This is a genomic window from Actinomadura sp. 6N118, assembly GCF_044326415.1.
Taxonomy (GTDB): domain Bacteria; phylum Actinomycetota; class Actinomycetes; order Streptosporangiales; family Streptosporangiaceae; genus Spirillospora.
The window spans coordinates 52139-71247 of sequence record NZ_JBIRAZ010000025.1; the positions used below are offsets into that span (position 1 = coordinate 52139).

The window sequence follows — 19109 nt, forward strand, 5'->3', positions numbered from 1 at the left end:
TCAGTTTCCGCCGAACCCCGCGCCACCGGGCTGCGGGGCACCCCCGCCCGCCCCGGGCGCGAAGCGCGGATGTGCCTGCAGGTGCTGGCCGACCCGCTTGACCAGCACCGCCATCTCGTACGCGACGAGTCCCGCGTCGGCGTCCGCCTCGCTCAGCACGGCGAGGCAGGTGCCGTCGCCGGCCGCCGTCACGAACAACAACACCGCATCCATCTCGATGATGGTCTGCCGCACGTTACCGCCGTTGAAATGCCGTCCGGCACCACGCGCAAGACTCTGCACGCCAGCGGCCAACGCCGACAAATGCTCGGCATCCTCCCGCCCCAGCTCCTGCGACGCCGCGATCGCCAGGCCGTCCCGGGAGAGGATCACGGCCTGGCGCACCGCTGGGATGCGCCCGGCGAAGTCGTTGAGCAGCCAGTTCAGTTCGCCGGTGGCGGTGCTGTTGTGCATCATCGGGCTTCCTCCCCGTTCAAGTCCGAGTCAGTCTCTGCGTCCGGTTTGCTCTCTGCGTCCGGTTCGCTCGAATCGGTGTCCCGTCCGCGCCGCCATCCCTTCTGGATCGACGACATCAGCGAGCGCGCCTCCTCAGGCGAGCGTGCGACCACACCGTGCGCGCTGTCACCGACCGGAGGATGCTTTGGCCGGTTCTCCTTACGAAGCTGGGGCGCCAGGTTCTGCTGGCGCCGCCGGCGCGGGAGTCCGGCGTGGGTTTCGGCCGGTTCCGCGCCCTTGTCAGGCGGCTGCGGAGTTCCGTTGCCGTTGCCGTTGCCGTTGGTGGCGGGGGGCTGTGGTGGTACTGCGGCCAAGCGGTCCGGCCCTTTCATTTCGTCGAACTTCACTTCGTCGAACCAGGGGTTGCCGGCGCTGGTCTCGCCGGTCCCCGCCGTCGTCGCGTTGCCCTCCGGCGTCCCCCACGGGCTGTCGGAAGGTTCGGGTGCGTCCATGGGAGCTTGGGCGGCCGTGGCGGCCGCGGGTGCGGCCGGCGGTCGCTCGAACGTCACCTCGAGTGGCGCCGGGGGTGTGGGCGGCGCTGGGGGTGCCGGCGGCGCCGGATCCGGCACGGGAGCCGCCGGGGTGGCCGGAGGTGCCGGTGTCGCCGAGGGAACGGAGTCGACTTGTTGCTGTGGAGCGGTCACCGTCTCCCAGGGCGCGTCGTACAGGCCACCGCCGGCGTGTGGCGCGGGCTCGGGAGCGATAGCAGGAGGGAGAACGGGCGCAGGGGGGAGAACGGTCTCGCCCTCGGGCGCCGGGCTGGCCCGCCGAAGAGCACCGACATCGCGCAGTGCCACGACGCCCGCGTCCGGCCGGGCGTCGATCTGGGGCTCGGACGGCTCTTCGACCGGCGGCTCCTTGTCGAAGTCCTCCACCGGCACGACGACCTCATGCGGAAGCAGGACGATCGCCGTGGTGCCGCCGTACGGCGAGGGCCGCAGTGAGACCTTGATGTTGTGACGGGCGGCCAGCCGGGCGACCACGAACAGCCCGAGCTGGTCGGTGTCGACGAGGTCGAATTCCGGCGGCGTGGCGAGCCGCTGGTTGATCCGGTCGAGCGCCTCGGGCCGGATGCCGAGCCCGCGGTCCTCGACCTCGACCACGAAGCCGGTGCCGACACGTTCGGCCATGACCCGGACCTCGGTCTCGGGCGGCGAGAACGAACAGGCGTTCTCCACGAGCTCGGCGAGCAGGTGGATCACGTCCGTGACGGCCGCGCCGAGCAGGCCGTCCTCGGACTCGGTCATCACCGCGACGCGGGTGTAGTCCTCGACCTCGGCGACGGCGCCGCGCAGCACGTCCACGATGCGCACCGGCTGGCGCCAGCCGCGGCCCGGGACCGCGCCGGACAGGATGATGAGGCTCTCCGCGTGCCGCCGCATGCGGGTCGTGAGGTGGTCGAGCCGGAACAGGTCATCGAGGTCGTCGGCCTCCGCCCGGCTCTCCAGGGAGTCGAGCATCGCGAGCTGGCGGTGCAGCAGCGACTGGTTGCGGCGCGCGATGTTGAGGAAGATCCGGCTGACGCCCTCGCGCAGGTCGGCCTGGCCGACCGAGGCCTGGATCGCGGTGCTCTGCACGGTGCCGAACGCCTCGGCGACCGCGGCGATCTCCGCTGTGCGGCCGGCCGGGATCGGCGGCGCCTCCGCCGCGACGTCGATGCGTTCGCCGCGGACGAGCCGCGCGACCACGTCCGGCAGCCGCCGCCCGGCCAGGTCCTGTGCGGCGGCGCGCAGGCCGACCAGCTCGCGCACCAGCCCGCGGCCGAACCGCACCGACAGCAGGATCGACCCGATCACCGCGACCAGCCCGAGGCCGCCGGCGACGATGAGCCGGATCAGGATGCCCTGGCTCACCGAGTCCTGGTCGGCGGCGAGCGCCTTGCTGTCCTGGAGCGCGGCCTGGGTGAACGCGGCCAGCAGCGCCTTGGAGTTGGCGTCCCACTGCTCGGTGTTGATGTCGATCTTGCCGGTCGCCTCGGCGACGTCCTGCTCCATCGTCTTGAAGCCGGTGTACGGGGCGGACGAGAAGAGCGGCGCCCAGGACCGGGCGTAGATCTTGGGGTCGAGGCTGGCGCGCTGCTCGGCCCAGTAGGCCTGCTGCTGCGCGACGAGCCCGGCGAAGTGCCGGTTCTCTGCCGCGTTCATGCGGCCGCCGGTGATGGCGGCCCCGGCCACCAGCGCGCTCTCGCGCATGACCATGTCCATGGCGCGCGAGCCCGCGACGAGGCTGGACGCCCAGAAGTGCAGGCGCGCGTCGTCGGTCGGCGTCTGCTTGGCGGAGAAGTCCATCAGCGCGTCGATCATGGTGCTGTACGACTCGAGCGCGCGGAGGCGGGTCACCGAGTGCGTCTCGACCGAGGTCCGCGTCGCGGGCAGCGTCTCAAGCTGTTTGAGGGCCTCGCGCAGCAGCCTGATCCGCTGGGAGTCGGGGTCGCTGGCCTCGTCCATCTCCTTCTTGGCCAGCTTCTGCAGGTCGCCCAGCGCGCTGTCGGTACGCCCCTTCAGGGCGTCGAACGGCTGGGGCGGCGCCGACTTGCCCGCGCTCAGCAGCGAGACCGCCGCGTGCCGCTCCATCTCCAGCAGGTAGGTGGCGGCCTGCAGCGGCTTGGTCAGGCGGGACGTCGACGACTCACCCCGGCGGTGCTCCAATGCGTCGCCAAGGGTGAGGCTGGCGGCGAACGCCCACAGTGCGACCAGCGACAGCAGCGGAACCAGCAGCAATACGACGGTTCTCGACCGGATCGATCGCGTGCGAGGACTCATGACACCTCGTGGCAGTACGACCCCCCGTACGGCATATGTCCGCCGATCATAGGGCCTTCATCACACTTCAACCGCAAGTTCCGACAATTCAGGCGCACCCGTCTCCCGGCACCGTACCGGCCCGCCACCCGTCAGAGGGCGCGGAGGCCATCGAGGACCTCCCGCAGCACACCCAGGTTGGGCCGGTCGCTCGATCGGTCGATGGTCGCGACCACCTGGATCAGGCCCTCGTCGCGCAGGTCGCCGAGCACCACGCGCACCACCCCGAGCGGCAGCCCGACGTCCGAGGCCAGGTCGACCACGGACACCGGCGTACCGCACCGCCGCAGGATCCACTGGTGCTCGGGGCTGAAGCGCAGCCGCTCCCCCGGCCGCTCGCCGGTGGCCGCGATGACCGCGATCAGGTCGAACGGCTCGCCGCTCGGCCGCGTCCGCCCCTGGGTCATGGCGTACGGGCGGACGAGCGGCCCGGCCTCGCGGTCGAACCACTGGTCCCCTGAGCGGCTCATCACGGCAGGGACCTCGGGTTCGCCTGCAGGTGCCTGCCGACGCGCTTGACCAGCACCGCCATCTCGTACGCGACGAGCCCGGCGTCCGCACCGGCCGAGGCGAGGACGGCGAGGCAGGTGCCGTCGCCGGCCGCTGTCACGAACAACAACACCGCATCCATCTCGATGATGGTCTGCCGCACGTTACCGCCGTTGAAATGCCGTCCCGCACCACGCGCAAGACTCTGCACGCCAGCGGCCAACGCCGACAAATGCTCAGCGTCCTCCCGCCCCAGTTCCTGCGACGCCGCGATCGCCAGCCCGTCCCGGGAGAGGATCACCGCCTGCCGGACGTCGGCCAGGCGGCCGGCGAAGTCGTTCAGGAGCCAGTTCAGCTCACCGGTCATCGTGTTGTGCGTCGTCACTGCTCGTCCTCACCGTCGACGTCCGACGCGCGGCCGCGTCGCCACCCTTGCTGCATGGAGGCCATCAGCGAGCGCGCTTCCTCGGGAGACCGCGCGACCGGGCCGGTGGCGAGGTCGGGCGCCGCTGGGCGCTCCTTGCGCAACTGCGGGGCGAGGTTCTCCTGGCGGACGCGGCGCGGCAGTCCCGCGTGCGTGTTCGGGGCCTCGCCGTTCGCGGGCGCGTCCCCGTTCTCCGGGGCAGGGTCAGGCGCTGGACCTTGAGAATGTTGCGGAAGCTCTGGCGCGTCGTCGAACCAGGGATTGCCCAGCCGCCTCGAAGGCGTGGGCGGCGGAAGTGGAGGCTCCGCTGGAGCGGGCGGGGGCGGCGTCGGCTGTGAGGATGGCGCGGACTGCGCAACCGGTGCGGATGGGGCGACCGGTGCGGATGGGGCCACCGGTGCGGGCTTCGCGACCGGTGCCGGCGGGGCGATCGATGTCGGCGCGGGAGGCGCGGGAGGCCCGACCAGTGTGGGCGGCGCAGGCGGCTCAGGCAGGGCAGGCGGTTGCGCAGGCAGGTGTGGGACGGACACCGGCCTGCTGGGCGGCTCTTGTACCCGGGGCCCATGGTTCTGCTGCTCGGCCTCGGCGGCCGCCATGGCGTCGGCCATGTGCTCAGAGGGCACGACGAGATCGTGCGGGAGCAGGACGATCGCCGTGGTGCCGCCGTACGGGGACGGGTTCAGTGAGACCTTGATGTTGTGGCGGGCGGCCAGCCGGGCGACCACGAACAGCCCAAGCTGGTCGGTGTCGACGAGGTCGAACTCCGGCGGTTCCGCCAGCCGCGCGTTGATGCTCGCGAGCAGCTCGGGCTGGACGCCGAGGCCGCGGTCCTCGATCTCCACGACGAACCCGCTGCCGACCCGTTCGGCGAGCACGCGCACGTCGGTGTTGGGCGGCGAGAAGGCGACCGCGTTCTCCACCAGCTCGGCGAGCAGGTGCACGACGTCGGTCACGGCGGTGCCGACGAGGCCGTCGGCGGACTCGGTCATCACCTTCGCGCGGGTGTAGTCCTCGATCTCGGCGACCGCGCCGCGCAGCACGTCCACGATCCGCTGCGGCTGGCGCCAGCCGCGGCCCGGGGTCGCGCCGGACAGGATGATGAGGCTCTCCGCGTGACGCCGCATGCGGGTCGTGAGGTGATCGAGCCGGAACAGGTCATCGAGGTCGTCGGCCTCCGCCCGGCTCTCCAGCGTGTCCAGCATCGTCAGCTGCCGGTGCAGCAGCGACTGGTTGCGGCGCGCGATGTTGAGGAAGATCCGGGCGACGCCGCGGCGGAGCTCCGCCTGGCCCACGGCGGCGTCGACGGCGGTGCGCTGCACCGAGGCGAACGCCTCGGAGACCTTGACGACTTCGTCGATCTTGCCGCGGGTCTGCAGCGCCGGGACCTCGGCGGCCACGTCCACGCTCTCGTTCCGGCGCAGCCGTTCCACGACGCCCGGCAGCCGCTGCTCGGCCATCTCCTGGGCGGACCGGCGCAGGCCGACCAGCTCGCGGCCGAGGCCGCGGCCGAACCGCAGCGACAGCAGGATCGACACGATGACCGCGAGCAGGCCGACGCCGCCGACGACGCCCACCCGGATGTAGGCGTTGCGGCCGAGGCCGTCCGCGTGCTCGCCCGCGCGCTTGGAGTTGGCCAGCAGCATCTTGTTGACGTTGAGGACGAGCGGCTGCGCCGTCGCCTGCCACTCGCCGGAGGACACCGGCAGCGCGCCGCGTGTCTGGTCGGCGACGCGGTCCTCCATCGACTTGAAGGCCCGGTACTGCTGCGAGGCGAACACCTGCGCCGTGCCGGTGTTGTAGATGGCCGGGTCGAGCAGGGACCGCTGCTTCGCCCACTGCTGGCGCTGCTCGCCGACCATCTCCACGAACATCCGGTGCTCGGCGGCGGTCATCCGGTTCTTGGTGACGAAGGCCCCGGCCACGAGCGCGTTCTCGCGCTGGATCAGCTCGAGCGCCCGTCCGGCCGCACGCGTCGACAGCGTCCAGTTGTAGAGGGACGAGTCGTCGATGACGACCAGGGCGTCGTACGCGCGGTGCATGGCGTCGACCATGCGGTTGTAGACCTGGATGGACCCCAGCCGGTCCACCGACCGGTCGTCCACGGCCGCACGCGACGTGCGCAGCGCGTCCAGTTCGTCGAGCACGTCCGCGACCCGCTGCTCCATGGCGGCGTTGGTCGCGCCGCGCGCCACGTCGCCGGTTGCCTCCTTGCGGAAGAAGGCCACCGCGGCGTCGACCTTGGCGCGCTGCGCGCGCAGCTCCGCGGGGATCTCTGGCGCGGCCGAGGCGGGCGTGCTGAGGAAGATGGCCGAGGCAAGGCGTTCCTTGCCCAGCTCGATCAGCACTCCCTGGCCGCTGGGAGCGAACTTGCGGTCCAGCGTGTGGTAGCGGCGCTGGTCCAGCGCGTCGCCGACGGTGACGCTCGCGGCATAGCCCCAGAGCGCTATCAGCGATATCAGCGGCACGAAGAGAAGAACGGCGATCTCAGCTCGGATCGACCGTGTGCGGGGGGATGTCAAATGAACCTCGAACGATCGGACTCCTGGTGTCCTGGCACCTGGTCCCAGGCGCCCGCGGGACCAGGGCTATCGATCATAAAGGCCGCCCCGAATGCCCCCGCAACCCCCCTCGCCCGGTTTTTGAATACCTGGTGGTTATTCGGCCTGGTTGGAATGGGTCCGACCGAAACGAGTCGCACTTAGTGATCATGTAATTCTGTGGCGTGGACCACACCGGACAATTCCCCGCGGCTCCGGGACGTGCGCCATACTCGGCGTCTTTGATCACCTTTGAGCGGAGGCGTCGGAACGTTGAGCACGGACACGGTGGCGAAATCCATCACGCGGGCCCTGTCGGCGGGCACCCTCTGCGCGGCGTACCAGACCACCGCCGCTGAACGGCCGGACCAGCTCGCGGTCCGCAGTCACGACGGGACCGTGGAGCTGACGCACGCGCAGCTGGCCGCGCGGGTCCGCGCGCTGAGCGCCGGGTTCGCCGCCCTCGGCCTCGGGCACGGCGACCGGGTCGCGCTCATGCTCACCAACCGGCCGGAGTTCCATCTGGTCGACACCGCCGCGATGCACCTCGGCGCGGTCCCGTTCTCCATCTACAACACCAGCGCGCCCGCACAGATCGCGCACATGCTGGCCGACGCCGCGCCGCACATCGTCGTCACCGAGCGGCTGTTCGCGGACGCGGTCAAGGCGGCGGGCGTGCCCGCCGCGCACCTGGTCATCGTGGACCACCCGGACGTGGACGACCCGGAAGACGATCTTGATGAGGGCGCGCTGAGCCTGGCCGGGGTCGAGGCGGCCGACGCCGCGGATTTCGACTTCGACGCCGCCTGGAACTCGGTGCGCCCCGACGACGTGCTCACGCTCATCTACACCTCCGGCACGACCGGTCCGCCCAAGGGCGTCGAGATCACGCACGCCGCGATGATGGCCGAGATCCGCGGGCTGCACGAGGTCATGCCGGTGACGCCCGGCGGCCGGCTCATCTCCTACCTGCCCTCGGCGCACGTCGCCGACCGCTGGACCTCGCACTACTCGGGCCTCATGACGTGGGGCCTCACCATCACCACCTGCCCCGACCCCAAGGCGCTGATCGGGCTGGCCGCGCAGCTCCGCCCGACGTTCTTCGGCGGGGTGCCGCGCATCTGGGAGAAGCTCAAGGCCGCGCTGGAGATGTTGTTCCCGGCCGAGCTCGCGGCCGGCGACCCGGCCGGCCACCAGAAGATCAAGGAGGCGATCGGGCTGGACCAGGCCGAGTACTTCCTCACCGGCGCCGCACCGACTCCGCGTGACGTGCAGGACTTCTTCGGCCGCATCGGCATCCCCCTCCTGGAGGGCTGGGGCATGAGCGAGACCAGCGGGTTCGCGGTGGTCAACCGGCCGGGCGACCCGCGTCCCGGCTCGGTCGGACGGCCGCTTCCCGGCGTCGAGGTGAGGCTCGCCGACGACGGCGAGCTGCTCTGCCGCGGCGCGGTGGTGATGCGCGGCTACCGCAACCGGCCCGACCTGACCGATGAGGCGGTGGACGCCGGCGGGTGGCTGCATACCGGCGACGTGGCCACCATCGATGGTGACGGTTACGTCACCATTGTGGACCGCAAGAAGGAAATGATCATCAACGCGGCGGGCAAGAACATGTCCCCGGCGAACATCGAGAACACGGTCAAGGCCGAGAGCCCTCTCATCGCCCACGCGGTCTGCGTCGGCGACCGCCGTCCGTACAACGTGGCCCTCATCGTCCTCGACCCCGAGACCGGCCGCTTCCCCGGCGACCCGGCGACTCTTGCCGAGATCGAGGCGGCGGTCGAACGTGCCAACGCCCGGCTGTCCCGGGTCGAACAGATCAAGAAATTCACCGTGATCGGCGACGACTGGGCACCCGGCGGGGACGAGCTCACACCGACCATGAAACTCAAGCGAAAGCCCATCGCGGCCCGGTACGACAAGGAGATCGAAGATCTCTACCAGCGGTGAAGGGAGCGAGATCGGCGACTCGGGACCGACAGACACGCCCAGGAGCGTTACCATTCCGGCCGTGAGTCCCGAAAGCCAGGCATCCGAGGCACTTCCGTCGCGGCGCCGCCGAGCCCCCAGGGGCGGGCGGCATCGCGGCGCTGAATCCTACCTGCTGCCACCCGGCTCCCCCGCCCTCATTCTCGCAGCTCCCGGCCCTGCCGCCGCTCCCGGTGGCGCCGTCGCGACCGAGCTCGCGCGGCTCGTCGAGATCGAGCAGACCGGCCAGCCCGCGCTGGTCGGCCACCTCGAGGGCGCCGAGCGGCATCTGAGCGCCGTCCTCGCGGAGGTGCGCGCGGAGCGGCCCGACGAACCGGCGGCCGTCGTCGTGCCGCTCACCACCGGCCCCGATCCCGAGGTGGAGGCCGCGGTCCGCAAGATCGTGGCCGACGCCCACGTGCCGGCGGTGGCCGCCGATCCACTCGGCCCGCACCCGCTCATCGCCGAGGCGCTGCACGAGCGGCTCGCCGAGGCCGGGCTGGCCCGCGCCGACCGGGTGCGGATGATGACGATGGTGACCGCCGCCAGCGGGGTCGTGGTGGTCACGCCCGGCGACGCGGAGGCGGTCCGCCAGGCCGAGGTCACCAGCGTGCTGCTGGCGGCCCGGCTGGCCGCGCCGGTCTTCACCGCCTCGCTCGGCGACGAGGCCGCCATCGCGGCGGCCGCCGCGCAGTTGCGCGCGTCCGGTGCCACCCGGCTGGCCGTGGCGCCACACCTGATCGGTCCTGAGGTCTCCGCCGAGCGCCTCGCCGCCGCGGCGGCGGCGGCCGGCGCGGAGCACGCCGCCCCCATCGGCGCGCACCCGGCGCTGGCCCAGGTGGCCGCGCTCCGCTACGTGGAGGCCCTGGCCACCGCCCTGTCCGACTGAACCGCTCTGTCCCGGCTGAACCGCCCTGTCCGGCTGAGCGGCCCGACCGGAGCCTCAGCGTTCGATCAGGGTGGCGCGGAGCCGGGCGATGGTGGCGTCGGCGACGCCCAGGGAGCGCAGGAGGGCGGGCATGTCTCCGTGGCGTGCGCGCAGGTCGGCGATCAGTGCGCCCATGGTGTCGGTCTCGGCGGTCATGGCGTCGCGCGGCAGGTAGGCGTAGGTCCGCTCGTACGCGGCGTGGCGTTCAAGGCGCGCCTGGATGTCCACCAGGTTGCGGCCGGTCATGGCGTAGTCGGCGACCACGTCCTCGTCGGAGACGCCGAGCGTGCCGAGCACGGCGGCGCTCACCAGCCCGGTGCGGTCCTTGCCCGCGGCGCAGTGGAAGACGGCTGCGCCCGGCGCCTCGGCGATGGCGCTGACCGCGTCGGCCAGCGCGGTGCCGGTGCTCTCCATGATCCGGGCGTACCGCTGCGCGAGCGTCAGCGACGTGTCGGCCATGAGGTGCCCGTTGCCCTCGTCGATGATCGGCGCGCGGACGAGCTCCACCGCGCCGTCGAGCGGATGCGGGCCGCCGTCGTGGGCACGTTCGAAGTCGGATCGCAGATCGATCACGGTCGTCACGCCGAGCTCCCGGAGGGCCGCCACGTCGGCCTGGGTCAGCTCGTGCAGCGCGTCGCTGCGGAAGAGCCTGCGCCACCGGACGATCCCGCCCTCGGCGACGTAGCCACCGAGGTCCCGGAAGTTCACGCAGCCCTCAAGAGCGATCTCCCGCTCCACCGCGCCCCCTCTGCTGGTCGGCTCGTGGCGGTTCGTCCATGAACGAACCGCCACGAGTCAACAGCAGAACTAGCGGTTCTTGAACGCCGGGGGTCGCTTTTCGATCGTGGCCGTCATGCCCTCGACGAGGTCCTCGGTGAAGAAGGCCATGGTCTGGATGCCCGTCTCCACCGCGAGCTGCCGGCGGAGGCCTGGAGCGTCCAGCGACATGTTGAGGAGCTCCTTGGTGCGGTTGAGCCCGTACGGGGACTTGGTGAGGAGCTCCCCGGCGAGCGCCAGCGCGCCCTCGAGGTCGGCGCCCTCGGCGGTGAGCTCGGTGATGAGCCCGAGTTCGGCCGCCTTCGCCACGTCCAGGCGCTGGGCACGGTAGAAGATCTCGGCGGCCTTGGCCGGGCCGACGAGCCGCGGCAGCAGCCACGAGAGCCCACAGTCGCCCGCCGACAGCCCGAGGTCGACGAACGGCACCACGAACCTCGTCGTCGGATCGGCCACGCGCAGATCGCAGGCCAGCGCCCAGGAGACGCCCATGCCGGCGACCGGGCCGTGCAGCGCGGCGATGACCGGCTGCGGTATCTCCCGGAGCCGGGCTGTCACCTCGCCGCCCCGCGCGATCCCGCGATAGATCCGCTGAATGCGTCCCTCATCACCGCCTCCCGGGTCGCCGCCCTGGAGGTCCATGCCGGAGCAGAAGCCGCGCCCCTCACCGGTGAGGATCACGACCCGGGTGTCCGGGTCGCGCATCAGCTCGTTGAGGACGTCGAGCATCTCCTCGGTGACCGACGCGGTGACCGCGTTGAGCCGCTCCGGGCGGGACAGGGTGATGGTGAGCACCCCGTCCTGCCGGCCGAGCCGTAGGTCTCCCATGAGGAGTCCCGTCAGGAGGTCAGCTGCTGGATGAGGGGACCCATCTGCTCGCCCACGTTCTTGAAGACCGTGAGCGGGGCGTCGGCGTTGATCGCGGCCCAGTTGTCGCGTACGGCCTCGACCGTCAGCGTCTCCTTCTGGCCGTAGCCCGGGCCCTCGGCGACGAAGATCTTGGCGATCCGGCCGCCGCCGACCGTGTAGACCTCGCCGGAGTCGGGGTTGCTCTCGTGCGCCAGGTAGGCCACCAGCGGGGTGACCTGGTCGACGCCCAGCTTGTCGGCGAAGTCGGCCGGCAGGAGGTCCTCGGTCATGCGGGTCCACGCGACGGGGGCGATCGCGTTGGCCTTGATGTTGTACTTGGCGCCTTCGTGGGCGAGCGTCTTGGTGAAGCCGACAAGGCCCATCTTGGCGGTGGCGTAGTTGGCCTGGCCGAAGTTGCCGAACAGGCCGGCCGGCGACGAGGTGTTGACGATGCGCCCGTAACCCTGCTCGCGCAGCGTCGGCCACGCGGCGGACGACACCAGGAACGAGCCGCGCAGGTGCACGGCGATGACCCCGTCGAACTCCTCGACGCTCATGTTCTTGAACGACCTGTCGCGCAGGATGCCCGCGTTGTTGATGACGATGTCGACCTTCCCGAACGCGTCGAGCGCGGTCTGGATGATCGCCTGGGCGCCCTCGGGAGTGGCGACGTTGTCGGGGTTGGCGACGGCCTCGCCGCCGTTCTTCGTGATCTCCTCGACGACCTCCTGAGCCGGGCCGGCGGAGGCGCCCGCGCCGGAGCGGTCGCCGCCGAGGTCGTTCACGACGACCTTGGCGCCGCGCGACGCCAGCTCCAGCGCGTGCTGCCGGCCGAGGCCGTGCCCCGCCCCGGTGACGACCGCGACCCGCCCGTCGTAGCGCAGTTCCGACATCCTGTCTCCTCACATCGCACCGACTGCCACCCGGTGAACAACCAGGGGGTTACTTAGTACCACGCCGACCGAACGGCGCTCGGATTCGGGCCCGCGGTTATCGTGGCGACGGAGCTCCCACCCGAGGAGGAACGCGGATGATCACCCGGGAAATGGCGGAAGGCCGGTTCGTCCGGCAGCCCAACCGGTTCACCGACACGATCACGGCCGACGGCTCCAGCGGGTATCCGGCCGAGTCCGGCCGCTACCGGCTCTTCGTCTCCTACGCCTGCCCGTGGGCGCACCGCACGCTGATCGTGCGCGCGCTGCTGGGCCTGGACGAGGTGATCGGCCTCGGCGTCGTGGACCCCATCCGGGACGAGCGGGGCTGGCGCTTCCCCGACCGCGACCCGGTCACCGGGGCGGCCTTCCTCTCCGAGCTCTACCTGGCGACGGACGGCTCGTACGAGGGCAGGTACACCGTGCCCTGCATCTGGGACACGGTGACCGGCCGCCTGGTCACCAACGACTTCCCGGCGATCACGACCATGTTCGAGACGCAGTTCACCGACTACCACCCCACGGGCGCACCCGACCTCTATCCGGTGGAGCTGCGGCCGGACATCGACGAGCTGAACGAACTCGTCTACGCGACGGTCAACAACGGCGTCTACCGCGCGGGCTTCGCCACCGAGCAACAGGCCTACGACGAGGCGGTGGACGCCCTCTTCGCAACGCTGGACCGCCTAGAGGAGCGCCTTAGCGCCCATCGCTATCTCTTCGGCGACCGCATCACCGAAGCCGACATCCGCCTCTATCCCACGCTGGCCCGCTTCGATGCCGTCTACCACGGCCACTTCAAGTGCAACCTGCGCCGGCTGATCGACTATCCCAGCCTCTGGGCGTACGCGCGCGACCTCTACCAGCAGCTGGCCTTCCGCGACACCACCGACTTTGACCAGATCAAACGCCACTATTACGTGACCCAGAAGAACATCAACCCGTCAGGCGTGGTCCCCAAGGGTCCGGTCGCCGACTGGACCGAACCCCACGGCCGCACCGCGCTCAGCGGGAGCTGAGCAGCACGAAGAGGGATCCCAGCAACAGCAGCGCCATCCCCACGCACGCGAAGATCCCGCCCACCCGCCAGGAGAGATCCCGATCCCTTTCCGGCACCACAGGCAGCGCCGTCGTGGCGGCGCTCCTGCCATTGGCGGCGGCGCCCGCGCCGTTCGTGGCGGTGGCGGCGGCGGTCGTGAGGGTTGTGCCGCCGCCGGTGGCCTGGGGATGGACCACCGGCGGCAGCCGGGGAAGGCGATCTTCGTTGATCGCCAAGTCTTCGCTGATCGCCAAGAGGACGGCCTCGGCCACCCCGATCGGCATGCGCTCGCGGGGGTCCTTGCGGAGCAGGCCTTCGAGGACGGGCCGGAGGGCCTGGGCCTGGGGCGGGATGGGCGGTTCGTCGTTGAGGACGGCCCCGAACACGGCTACCGGATCGTCGCGGTGGAAAGGCGGCCGTCCGGATGTGGCCGCGTAGAGCGTCGCGCCCAGAGCCCACAGGTCAGAGGCGGGAAGGGCACGTTCGCCCAGGAAACGTTCGGGCGCGATATAGGCCGGTGAGCCGAGCACGCCGCCGGCCTGGGTCAGCGTGACGTCGCCTTCGATGGTCGCGATGCCGAAGTCGGTGAGCACGGCCCGGTCGCCCTTGGCCAGCAGGACGTTCCCCGGCTTGACGTCGCGGTGCAGGATCCCCACCCGGTGTGCGGCGCCCAGCGCCGAGAGCAGCTGGCAGCCGATGCGCGCCGCCCTGTCCGGCGGCAGCGGGCCGTCCTGCTTGATCACTTCCTGCAGCGAACGTGCCTCGACGTACTCCATGACCACCCAGGGCCGGCCGCCCTCTTCGACCACGTCGTAGACTTTGACGACAGAAGGATGGGACAGCCGCGCGGCCGACCGGGCCTCCCGCAGGGCCCGGCGGGCGGCGTCGTCGGAGGGGCTCAGCACCTCCTTCACCGCGACCTGGCGGCCGAGGACGACGTCCTCCGCCCGCCATACGATTCCCATGCCGCCCCGGCCGAGCTCGGCCAGCAGGCGGTAGCGTTCGGCGATCACCTGATCCGTCTGCATCACACGGGTGATTCGGTGGCGGGAACCGACCGGATTGCCCTGGTCGTCCAAGAATTAAACCCGCCACTATGCTGGCGAGCTTCTTCCACCGACGGACACTCTCCGAGATAGAACGAGAAAGGCCCTCCGATGCTGCGCAGTCAGTTCTTCGGCAACCTGGAGCAGGGGCAGGTCCCCGGCCACTTCACCCTGCAGAACTCCAAGATGCTCCGGGTGCACCTGAACGGCGAGGTCCTGGCCCGGCAGGGCTCCATGGTCGCCTTCCAGGGCCAGATGGAGTTCGACTACGAGGGCTCGGGAGGGATGGGCAAGTTCCTCAAGAAGGCCGTCACCGGCGAGGGCGTCCCGCTCATGCGGGTACGCGGGCAGGGCCTGCTGTTCGCGGCCAACAACGCCGACGACATCCACCTGTTCTACCTGGAGAACGACGGGATCACCGTCAACGGCACCAACATCCTGGCCTACGACCCCCAGCTGCAGTCGGACATCCAGCGGGTCCAGGGCGCGGGCGTCGCCGCGGGTGGGCTGTTCAACACCACGCTGACCGGGACCGGCTGGGTGGCGCTCACCGCCCACGGCACCCCGGTGATGCTGGACTGCGGCCGCGCCCCGACGTTCGCCGACGGCCAGTCCGCGATCGCCTGGAGCACCAGCCTGCAGGTGGGCGTCAACAAGACGTTCAAGGCGGGCGCGCTGATCGGGCGGGGCAGCGGTGAGGCCATGCAGCTGGCCTACCAGGGCCAGGGCTTCGTGCTCGTCCAGGCGAGCGAGGGCCCGCCCGTGATCGGTGAGGGCGGCAAGGGCGGCCTCGGCGGCCTCCTGAGCGGCTGACGCCCTCTCGTCACCAGCGCTCCCGTCACCAGCGCCCTCTTTACCAGCACTCGCGTCACCAGCACGTTCTCCACACCGGCCGATCTTGACGAAACCGGCTGCCGGACTTGGGCAAGATCGGCCGGATTGGGGTGTGACAGGCGGTGGAAGCCACGTCGGTTGCATCTGCGACATGGAAGTGCGAGTAGCCTTGACTCGTCTTAGAACTCACCTGCGAGCTGCGGAAGAGGGCGATCTCCGCCGTGTCGACAGAGTCGTCGCATTCAAGTGCCGACCCCAAGCACACAGATTTCGGCGCCAACGAGTGGCTGGTCGACGAGCTGTACCAGAAGTACCTCGAAGACCCGAACTCCGTTGACGAAGCCTGGTGGAACTTCTTCGCGGACTACCAGCCGGACACCCGGCCGTCCGCGACCCCTGGAGTGACCACGGCGCCCGACGGCCAGGCCCCCAGGGCCGCGAACGGCACGGCAGCCGCCCCGCCGACAGCACCACCGACAGCGCCGCCTGCGCAGGCCCCCGCCAAGCCCGCCGCTCCGGCGAAGGCGCCCGCGAAGGCCGACAGCAAGCCCGCCGCCCAGCCGGCGGTGAGCAAGCCCGCCCCGCCCCCGGTGCCCGCCGGCGCCGAGGAGGTCCGGCTGCGCGGCGTGGCCGCCCGGACGGCCACCAACATGGAGGCCAGCCTCGCGGTGCCGACCGCGACGAGCGTGCGGGCCGTGCCGGCCAAGCTGTTGATCGACAACCGCATTGTGATCAACAACCATCTCAAGCGCGGCCGCGGCGGCAAGGTGTCGTTCACGCACCTGATCGGCTACGCCATCGTCAAGGCGCTGGCGTCGATGCCGGAGATGAACGCCGCGTACACCGAGGTCGACGGCAAGCCGGTGCTGGTCAAGCCCGAGCACATCAACTTCGGCCTGGCCATCGATCTGCAGAAGCCCGACGGCCAGCGCCAGCTGGTGGTGCCGAGCATCAAGACCGCCGACACCCTCGACTTCCGCCAGTTCTGGGCGGCCTACGAGGAGATCGTCCGCAAGGCCCGCAACAACAAGCTCACCCTGGAAGACTTCCAGGGCACCACGATCAGCCTGACCAACCCCGGCACGATCGGCACTGTGCACTCGGTGCCGCGCCTGATGCCGGGCCAGGGCACGATCATCGGCGTGGGCGCGATGGAATACCCGGCCGAGTTCGCCGGTGCCTCCGACGAGGCCCTGGCGCGCATGGGGATCAGCAAGGTCATGACGCTGACCTCCACCTACGACCACCGGATCATCCAGGGCGCGCAGTCCGGCGACTTCCTGCGGAGGATCCACGCCCTCCTGCTGGGCGAGGACGGCTTCTACGACGAGATCTTCGAGGCGCTGCGCATCCCGTACGAGCCGGTGCGCTGGGTCAAGGACATCTCCGCCACCCACGAGGACGACGTCGCCAAGGTCGCCCGCGTGCACGAGCTGATCCACGCCTACCGGGTCCGCGGCCACCTGATGGCCGACACCGACCCGCTGGAGTACAAGCAGCGCCGCCACCCCGACCTCGACATCCTCAAGCACGGCCTCACCCTGTGGGACCTGGAGCGCGAGTTCGCGACCGGCGGTTTCGGCGGCAAGCCGACCATGAAGCTGCGCGACATCCTCGGCGTGCTGCGCATGGCCTACTGCCGTACGGTCGGCATCGAGTTCATGCACATGCAGGACCCCGAGGAGCGCGCCTGGATCCAGGAGCGCCTCGAGGTCCCGCACGTCTCCCCGTCGCGCGACGAACAGCTGCACGTGCTGCGCCGCCTCAACAGCGCCGAGGCGTTCGAGACGTTCCTGCAGACCAAGTTCGTCGGCCAGAAGCGGTTCTCGCTGGAGGGCGGCGAGTCGGTCATCCCGCTGCTCGACTCGGTGATCTCCTCCGCCGCCAAGGCGAACCTCGACGAGGTCGTCATCGGCATGGCCCACCGCGGCCGCCTCAACGTGCTGGCCAACATCGTCGGCAAGTCCTACGCGCAGATCTTCGGCGAGTTCGAGGGCAACCTCGACCCGCGCAGCGCGCAGGGTTCCGGCGACGTGAAGTACCACCTGGGCGCCGAGGGCGACTTCGTCGCCGACGACGGCTCCAAGATCCGCACCGAGCTGGTCGCCAACCCCTCCCACCTGGAGACGGTCGACCCGGTGCTGGAGGGCGTCGTCCGCGCCAAGCAGGACATCCTGGACGTCGGCGAGGCGGGCTTCACCGTGCTGCCGGTCCTGATCCACGGTGACGCCGCGTTCGCCGGGCAGGGCGTGGTGGCCGAGACCCTCAACCTGTCGCAGCTGCGCGGCTACCGCACCGGCGGCACCGTGCACGTGATCATCAACAACCAGGTGGGCTTCACCACCGCGCCGGAGTACTCGCGCTCCAGCGTCTACGCCACCGACGTGGCCCGGATGATCCAGGCGCCGATCTTCCACGTGAACGGCGACGACCCCGAGGCCTGCGCCCGGGTCGCGCGGCTGGCGTTCGAATACCGCCAGACGTTCAAGAAGGACGTCGTCATCGACATGGTCTGCTACCGGCGCCGGGGCCACAACGAGGGCGAGAACCCCTCGTTCACCCAGCCGCTGATGTACGACCTGATCGACGCCAAGCGGTCGGTGCGCAAGCTCTACACCGAGGCGCTGATCGGCCGTGGCGACATCACGGTCGAGGAGGCCGAGGCCGCGCTCCGCGACTACCAGGAGCAGCTCGAACGCGCCTTCACCGAGACCCGTGAGGCGGTCAAGCAGCCGCCCGCGCCCGGCTCGGTCGTCAAGCCCGACGTCGAGGAGCGCATCCCGATCGACCACGCCTCGGCCGGGACGGCGATCCCGCAGGAGGTCGTCAAGCGGATCATCGAGACGCAGGTCAGCCTGCCCGAGGGCTTCACCGTCCACCCGCGGCTCCAGCCGATCGTGCAGCGCCGCGTGCAGTCGATCGAGGACAGCGCGATCGACTGGGCGACCGGCGAGCTGCTGGCGATGGGCTCACTGCTCATCGACGGCCACCCGGTGCGGCTGGTCGGCCAGGACACCCGGCGCGGCACGTTCGGCCAGCGGCACGCGGTGCTCGTCGACCGCAAGACGGGCGAGGAATACACCCCGCTCCGCCAGTTCGGCAAGGGCATCTCGAAGTTCTACGTGCACGACTCGCTGCTCAGCGAGTACGCGGCGATGGGCTTCGAGTACGGCTACTCGATGACCCGGCCGGACGCGCTGGTGGCGTGGGAGGCCCAGTTCGGCGACTTCGCCAACGGCGCCCAGTCGATCGTCGACGAGTACATCTCGTCCGGCGAGCAGAAGTGGGGCCAGCGCTCCGGCGTGGTGCTGCTGCTGCCGCACGGCTACGAGGGCCAGGGCCCTGACCACTCCTCGGCGCGCATCGAGCGTTACCTGCAGCTGTGCGCCCAGGACAACATGACCGTGGTCTACCCGACGACGCCGGCCAACTACTTCCACCTGCTGCGCTGGCAGGTGGTGTCCGACCGCCGCAAGCCGCTGATCGTCTTCACGCCCAAGTCGCTGCTGCGGCTCAAGGCGGCGACCTCGGCGGTCGAGGAGATCACCGGCGGGGCATTCCTCCCGGTCATCCCGGAGAACGACCCGGCGATCGAGCCGGCCGGCGTCAAGCGCGTGGTCCTCACCACGGGCAAGATCTACTACGACGTGGTGAACGCCCGCAAGGCCGCTGGCGCCAACGACACCGCGGTGGTCCGGCTGGAGCGGCTCTACCCGCCGCCGATCGACGAGATCAAGGCCGAACTGGCCAAGTACCCGGCCGACGCCGAGGTCATCTACGTCCAGGACGAGCCGGCCAACATGGGCGCGTGGCCGTTCTTCGCGCTCAAGCTCCAGCCGCACCTGGAGGGACGTGTGCTCAAGCGGGTCTCCCGCCCGGCATCGTCCTCGCCCGCGGTCGGCTCGGCCAAGCTCCACCAGGCCGAGCAAGAGGCACTCCTGGCCCGCCTCTTCGGCGAAAGGCACTAGCAAGCCCAAACGATCGAGGGCCCCG

At 70.6% G+C, this 19109-nt stretch carries 14 protein-coding genes; 5 read left to right on the forward strand and 9 right to left on the reverse strand.

The annotated features are described in order from the left end of the window. From ACH34W_RS44700 to ACH34W_RS44720, 5 genes are all read right to left on the reverse strand, one after another. Positions 1-456, reverse strand: coding sequence for a roadblock/LC7 domain-containing protein (locus tag ACH34W_RS44700; protein ID WP_395967314.1), 456 nt, complete (start codon positions 454-456; stop codon positions 1-3). Further along, positions 453-3257 carry a nitrate- and nitrite sensing domain-containing protein gene (locus ACH34W_RS44705; RefSeq protein WP_395967315.1) on the reverse strand — a complete coding sequence of 935 codons (2805 nt, stop codon included), beginning with the start codon at positions 3255-3257 and terminating at the stop codon, positions 453-455. Before ACH34W_RS44705 ends, ACH34W_RS44700 begins: the two co-directional genes overlap by 4 nt. A 131-nt stretch (positions 3258-3388) precedes the next feature. Continuing rightward, positions 3389-3766 carry a DUF742 domain-containing protein gene (locus tag ACH34W_RS44710; RefSeq protein ID WP_395967316.1) on the reverse strand — a complete coding sequence of 126 codons (378 nt, stop codon included), beginning with the start codon at positions 3764-3766 and terminating at the stop codon, positions 3389-3391. After that, complete coding sequence (locus tag ACH34W_RS44715; protein ID WP_395967422.1) at positions 3766-4152, reverse strand: roadblock/LC7 domain-containing protein; 387 nt, start codon at positions 4150-4152, stop codon at positions 3766-3768. Before ACH34W_RS44715 ends, ACH34W_RS44710 begins: the two co-directional genes overlap by 1 nt. A 14-nt stretch (positions 4153-4166) precedes the next feature. Continuing rightward, positions 4167-6674: a nitrate- and nitrite sensing domain-containing protein gene (locus tag ACH34W_RS44720; RefSeq protein WP_395967317.1), complete on the reverse strand. Its 2508-nt coding sequence runs from the start codon at positions 6672-6674 to the stop codon at positions 4167-4169. A 345-nt stretch (positions 6675-7019) separates the two neighbouring features. Here ACH34W_RS44720 and ACH34W_RS44725 point away from each other — a divergent pair, with 345 nt between their 5' ends. Continuing rightward, the gene (locus ACH34W_RS44725) at positions 7020-8696 is read left to right on the forward strand and encodes an AMP-dependent synthetase/ligase (RefSeq protein ID WP_395967318.1); all 1677 of its coding nucleotides are present in this window, start codon (positions 7020-7022) and stop codon (positions 8694-8696) included. Between the two features lie 61 nt (positions 8697-8757). Then, entirely contained in the window at positions 8758-9603 is an 846-nt protein-coding gene (locus ACH34W_RS44730; protein WP_395967319.1) for a sirohydrochlorin chelatase, read from the forward strand. Positions 9604-9657: 54 nt separating this feature from the next. Here the strand turns inward: ACH34W_RS44730 and ACH34W_RS44735 are convergent, their stop codons facing one another. From ACH34W_RS44735 to ACH34W_RS44745, 3 genes are all read right to left on the reverse strand, one after another. Beyond that, the gene (locus ACH34W_RS44735; RefSeq protein WP_395967320.1) at positions 9658-10380 is read right to left on the reverse strand and encodes a tyrosine-protein phosphatase; all 723 of its coding nucleotides are present in this window, start codon (positions 10378-10380) and stop codon (positions 9658-9660) included. 69 nt (positions 10381-10449) lie between these two features. Beyond that, positions 10450-11244, reverse strand: a complete 795-nt coding sequence (locus ACH34W_RS44740; RefSeq protein ID WP_395967321.1) for an enoyl-CoA hydratase/isomerase family protein — start codon at positions 11242-11244, stop codon at positions 10450-10452. Between the two features lie 11 nt (positions 11245-11255). Continuing rightward, on the reverse strand, positions 11256-12158 hold the full coding sequence (locus ACH34W_RS44745; RefSeq protein ID WP_395967322.1) for an SDR family oxidoreductase: 903 nt from the start codon (positions 12156-12158) through the stop codon (positions 11256-11258). A gap of 137 nt (positions 12159-12295) precedes the next feature. Here ACH34W_RS44745 and ACH34W_RS44750 point away from each other — a divergent pair, with 137 nt between their 5' ends. After that, entirely contained in the window at positions 12296-13216 is a 921-nt protein-coding gene (locus ACH34W_RS44750; RefSeq protein ID WP_395967323.1) for a glutathione S-transferase family protein, read from the forward strand. On the opposite strand, the gene ACH34W_RS44755 is transcribed toward ACH34W_RS44750, so the two are convergent. Continuing rightward, positions 13203-14264, reverse strand: a complete 1062-nt coding sequence (locus ACH34W_RS44755) for a serine/threonine-protein kinase (protein WP_395967324.1) — start codon at positions 14262-14264, stop codon at positions 13203-13205. The genes ACH34W_RS44750 and ACH34W_RS44755 overlap by 14 nt on opposite strands. Positions 14265-14396: 132 nt before the next feature. Between ACH34W_RS44755 and ACH34W_RS44760 the strand changes: the two genes are divergently transcribed. Both ACH34W_RS44760 and ACH34W_RS44765 read left to right on the forward strand, forming a co-directional pair. Beyond that, a complete protein-coding gene (locus ACH34W_RS44760) occupies positions 14397-15095 on the forward strand; it encodes an AIM24 family protein (protein ID WP_395967423.1) in 699 nt (232 codons plus the stop codon). A gap of 242 nt (positions 15096-15337) precedes the next feature. Further along, positions 15338-19084, forward strand: coding sequence for a multifunctional oxoglutarate decarboxylase/oxoglutarate dehydrogenase thiamine pyrophosphate-binding subunit/dihydrolipoyllysine-residue succinyltransferase subunit (locus ACH34W_RS44765; protein WP_395967325.1), 3747 nt, complete (start codon positions 15338-15340; stop codon positions 19082-19084). The last annotated feature ends 25 nt before the right edge of the window (positions 19085-19109 follow it).

Coding starts and splice junctions, on each gene's coding strand:
- ACH34W_RS44710 (WP_395967316.1), bottom strand. CDS start 3,766: ATGAGCCGCTCAGGGGACCAGTGGTTCGACCGCGAGGCCGGGCCGCTC.
- ACH34W_RS44715 (WP_395967422.1), bottom strand. CDS start 4,152: ATGACCGGTGAGCTGAACTGGCTCCTGAACGACTTCGCCGGCCGCCTG.
- ACH34W_RS44755 (WP_395967324.1), bottom strand. CDS start 14,264: ATGCAGACGGATCAGGTGATCGCCGAACGCTACCGCCTGCTGGCCGAG.
- ACH34W_RS44745 (WP_395967322.1), bottom strand. CDS start 12,158: ATGTCGGAACTGCGCTACGACGGGCGGGTCGCGGTCGTCACCGGGGCG.
- ACH34W_RS44740 (WP_395967321.1), bottom strand. CDS start 11,244: ATGGGAGACCTACGGCTCGGCCGGCAGGACGGGGTGCTCACCATCACC.
- ACH34W_RS44705 (WP_395967315.1), bottom strand. CDS start 3,257: ATGAGTCCTCGCACGCGATCGATCCGGTCGAGAACCGTCGTATTGCTG.
- ACH34W_RS44700 (WP_395967314.1), bottom strand. CDS start 456: ATGATGCACAACAGCACCGCCACCGGCGAACTGAACTGGCTGCTCAAC.
- ACH34W_RS44750 (WP_395967323.1), top strand. CDS start 12,296: ATGATCACCCGGGAAATGGCGGAAGGCCGGTTCGTCCGGCAGCCCAAC.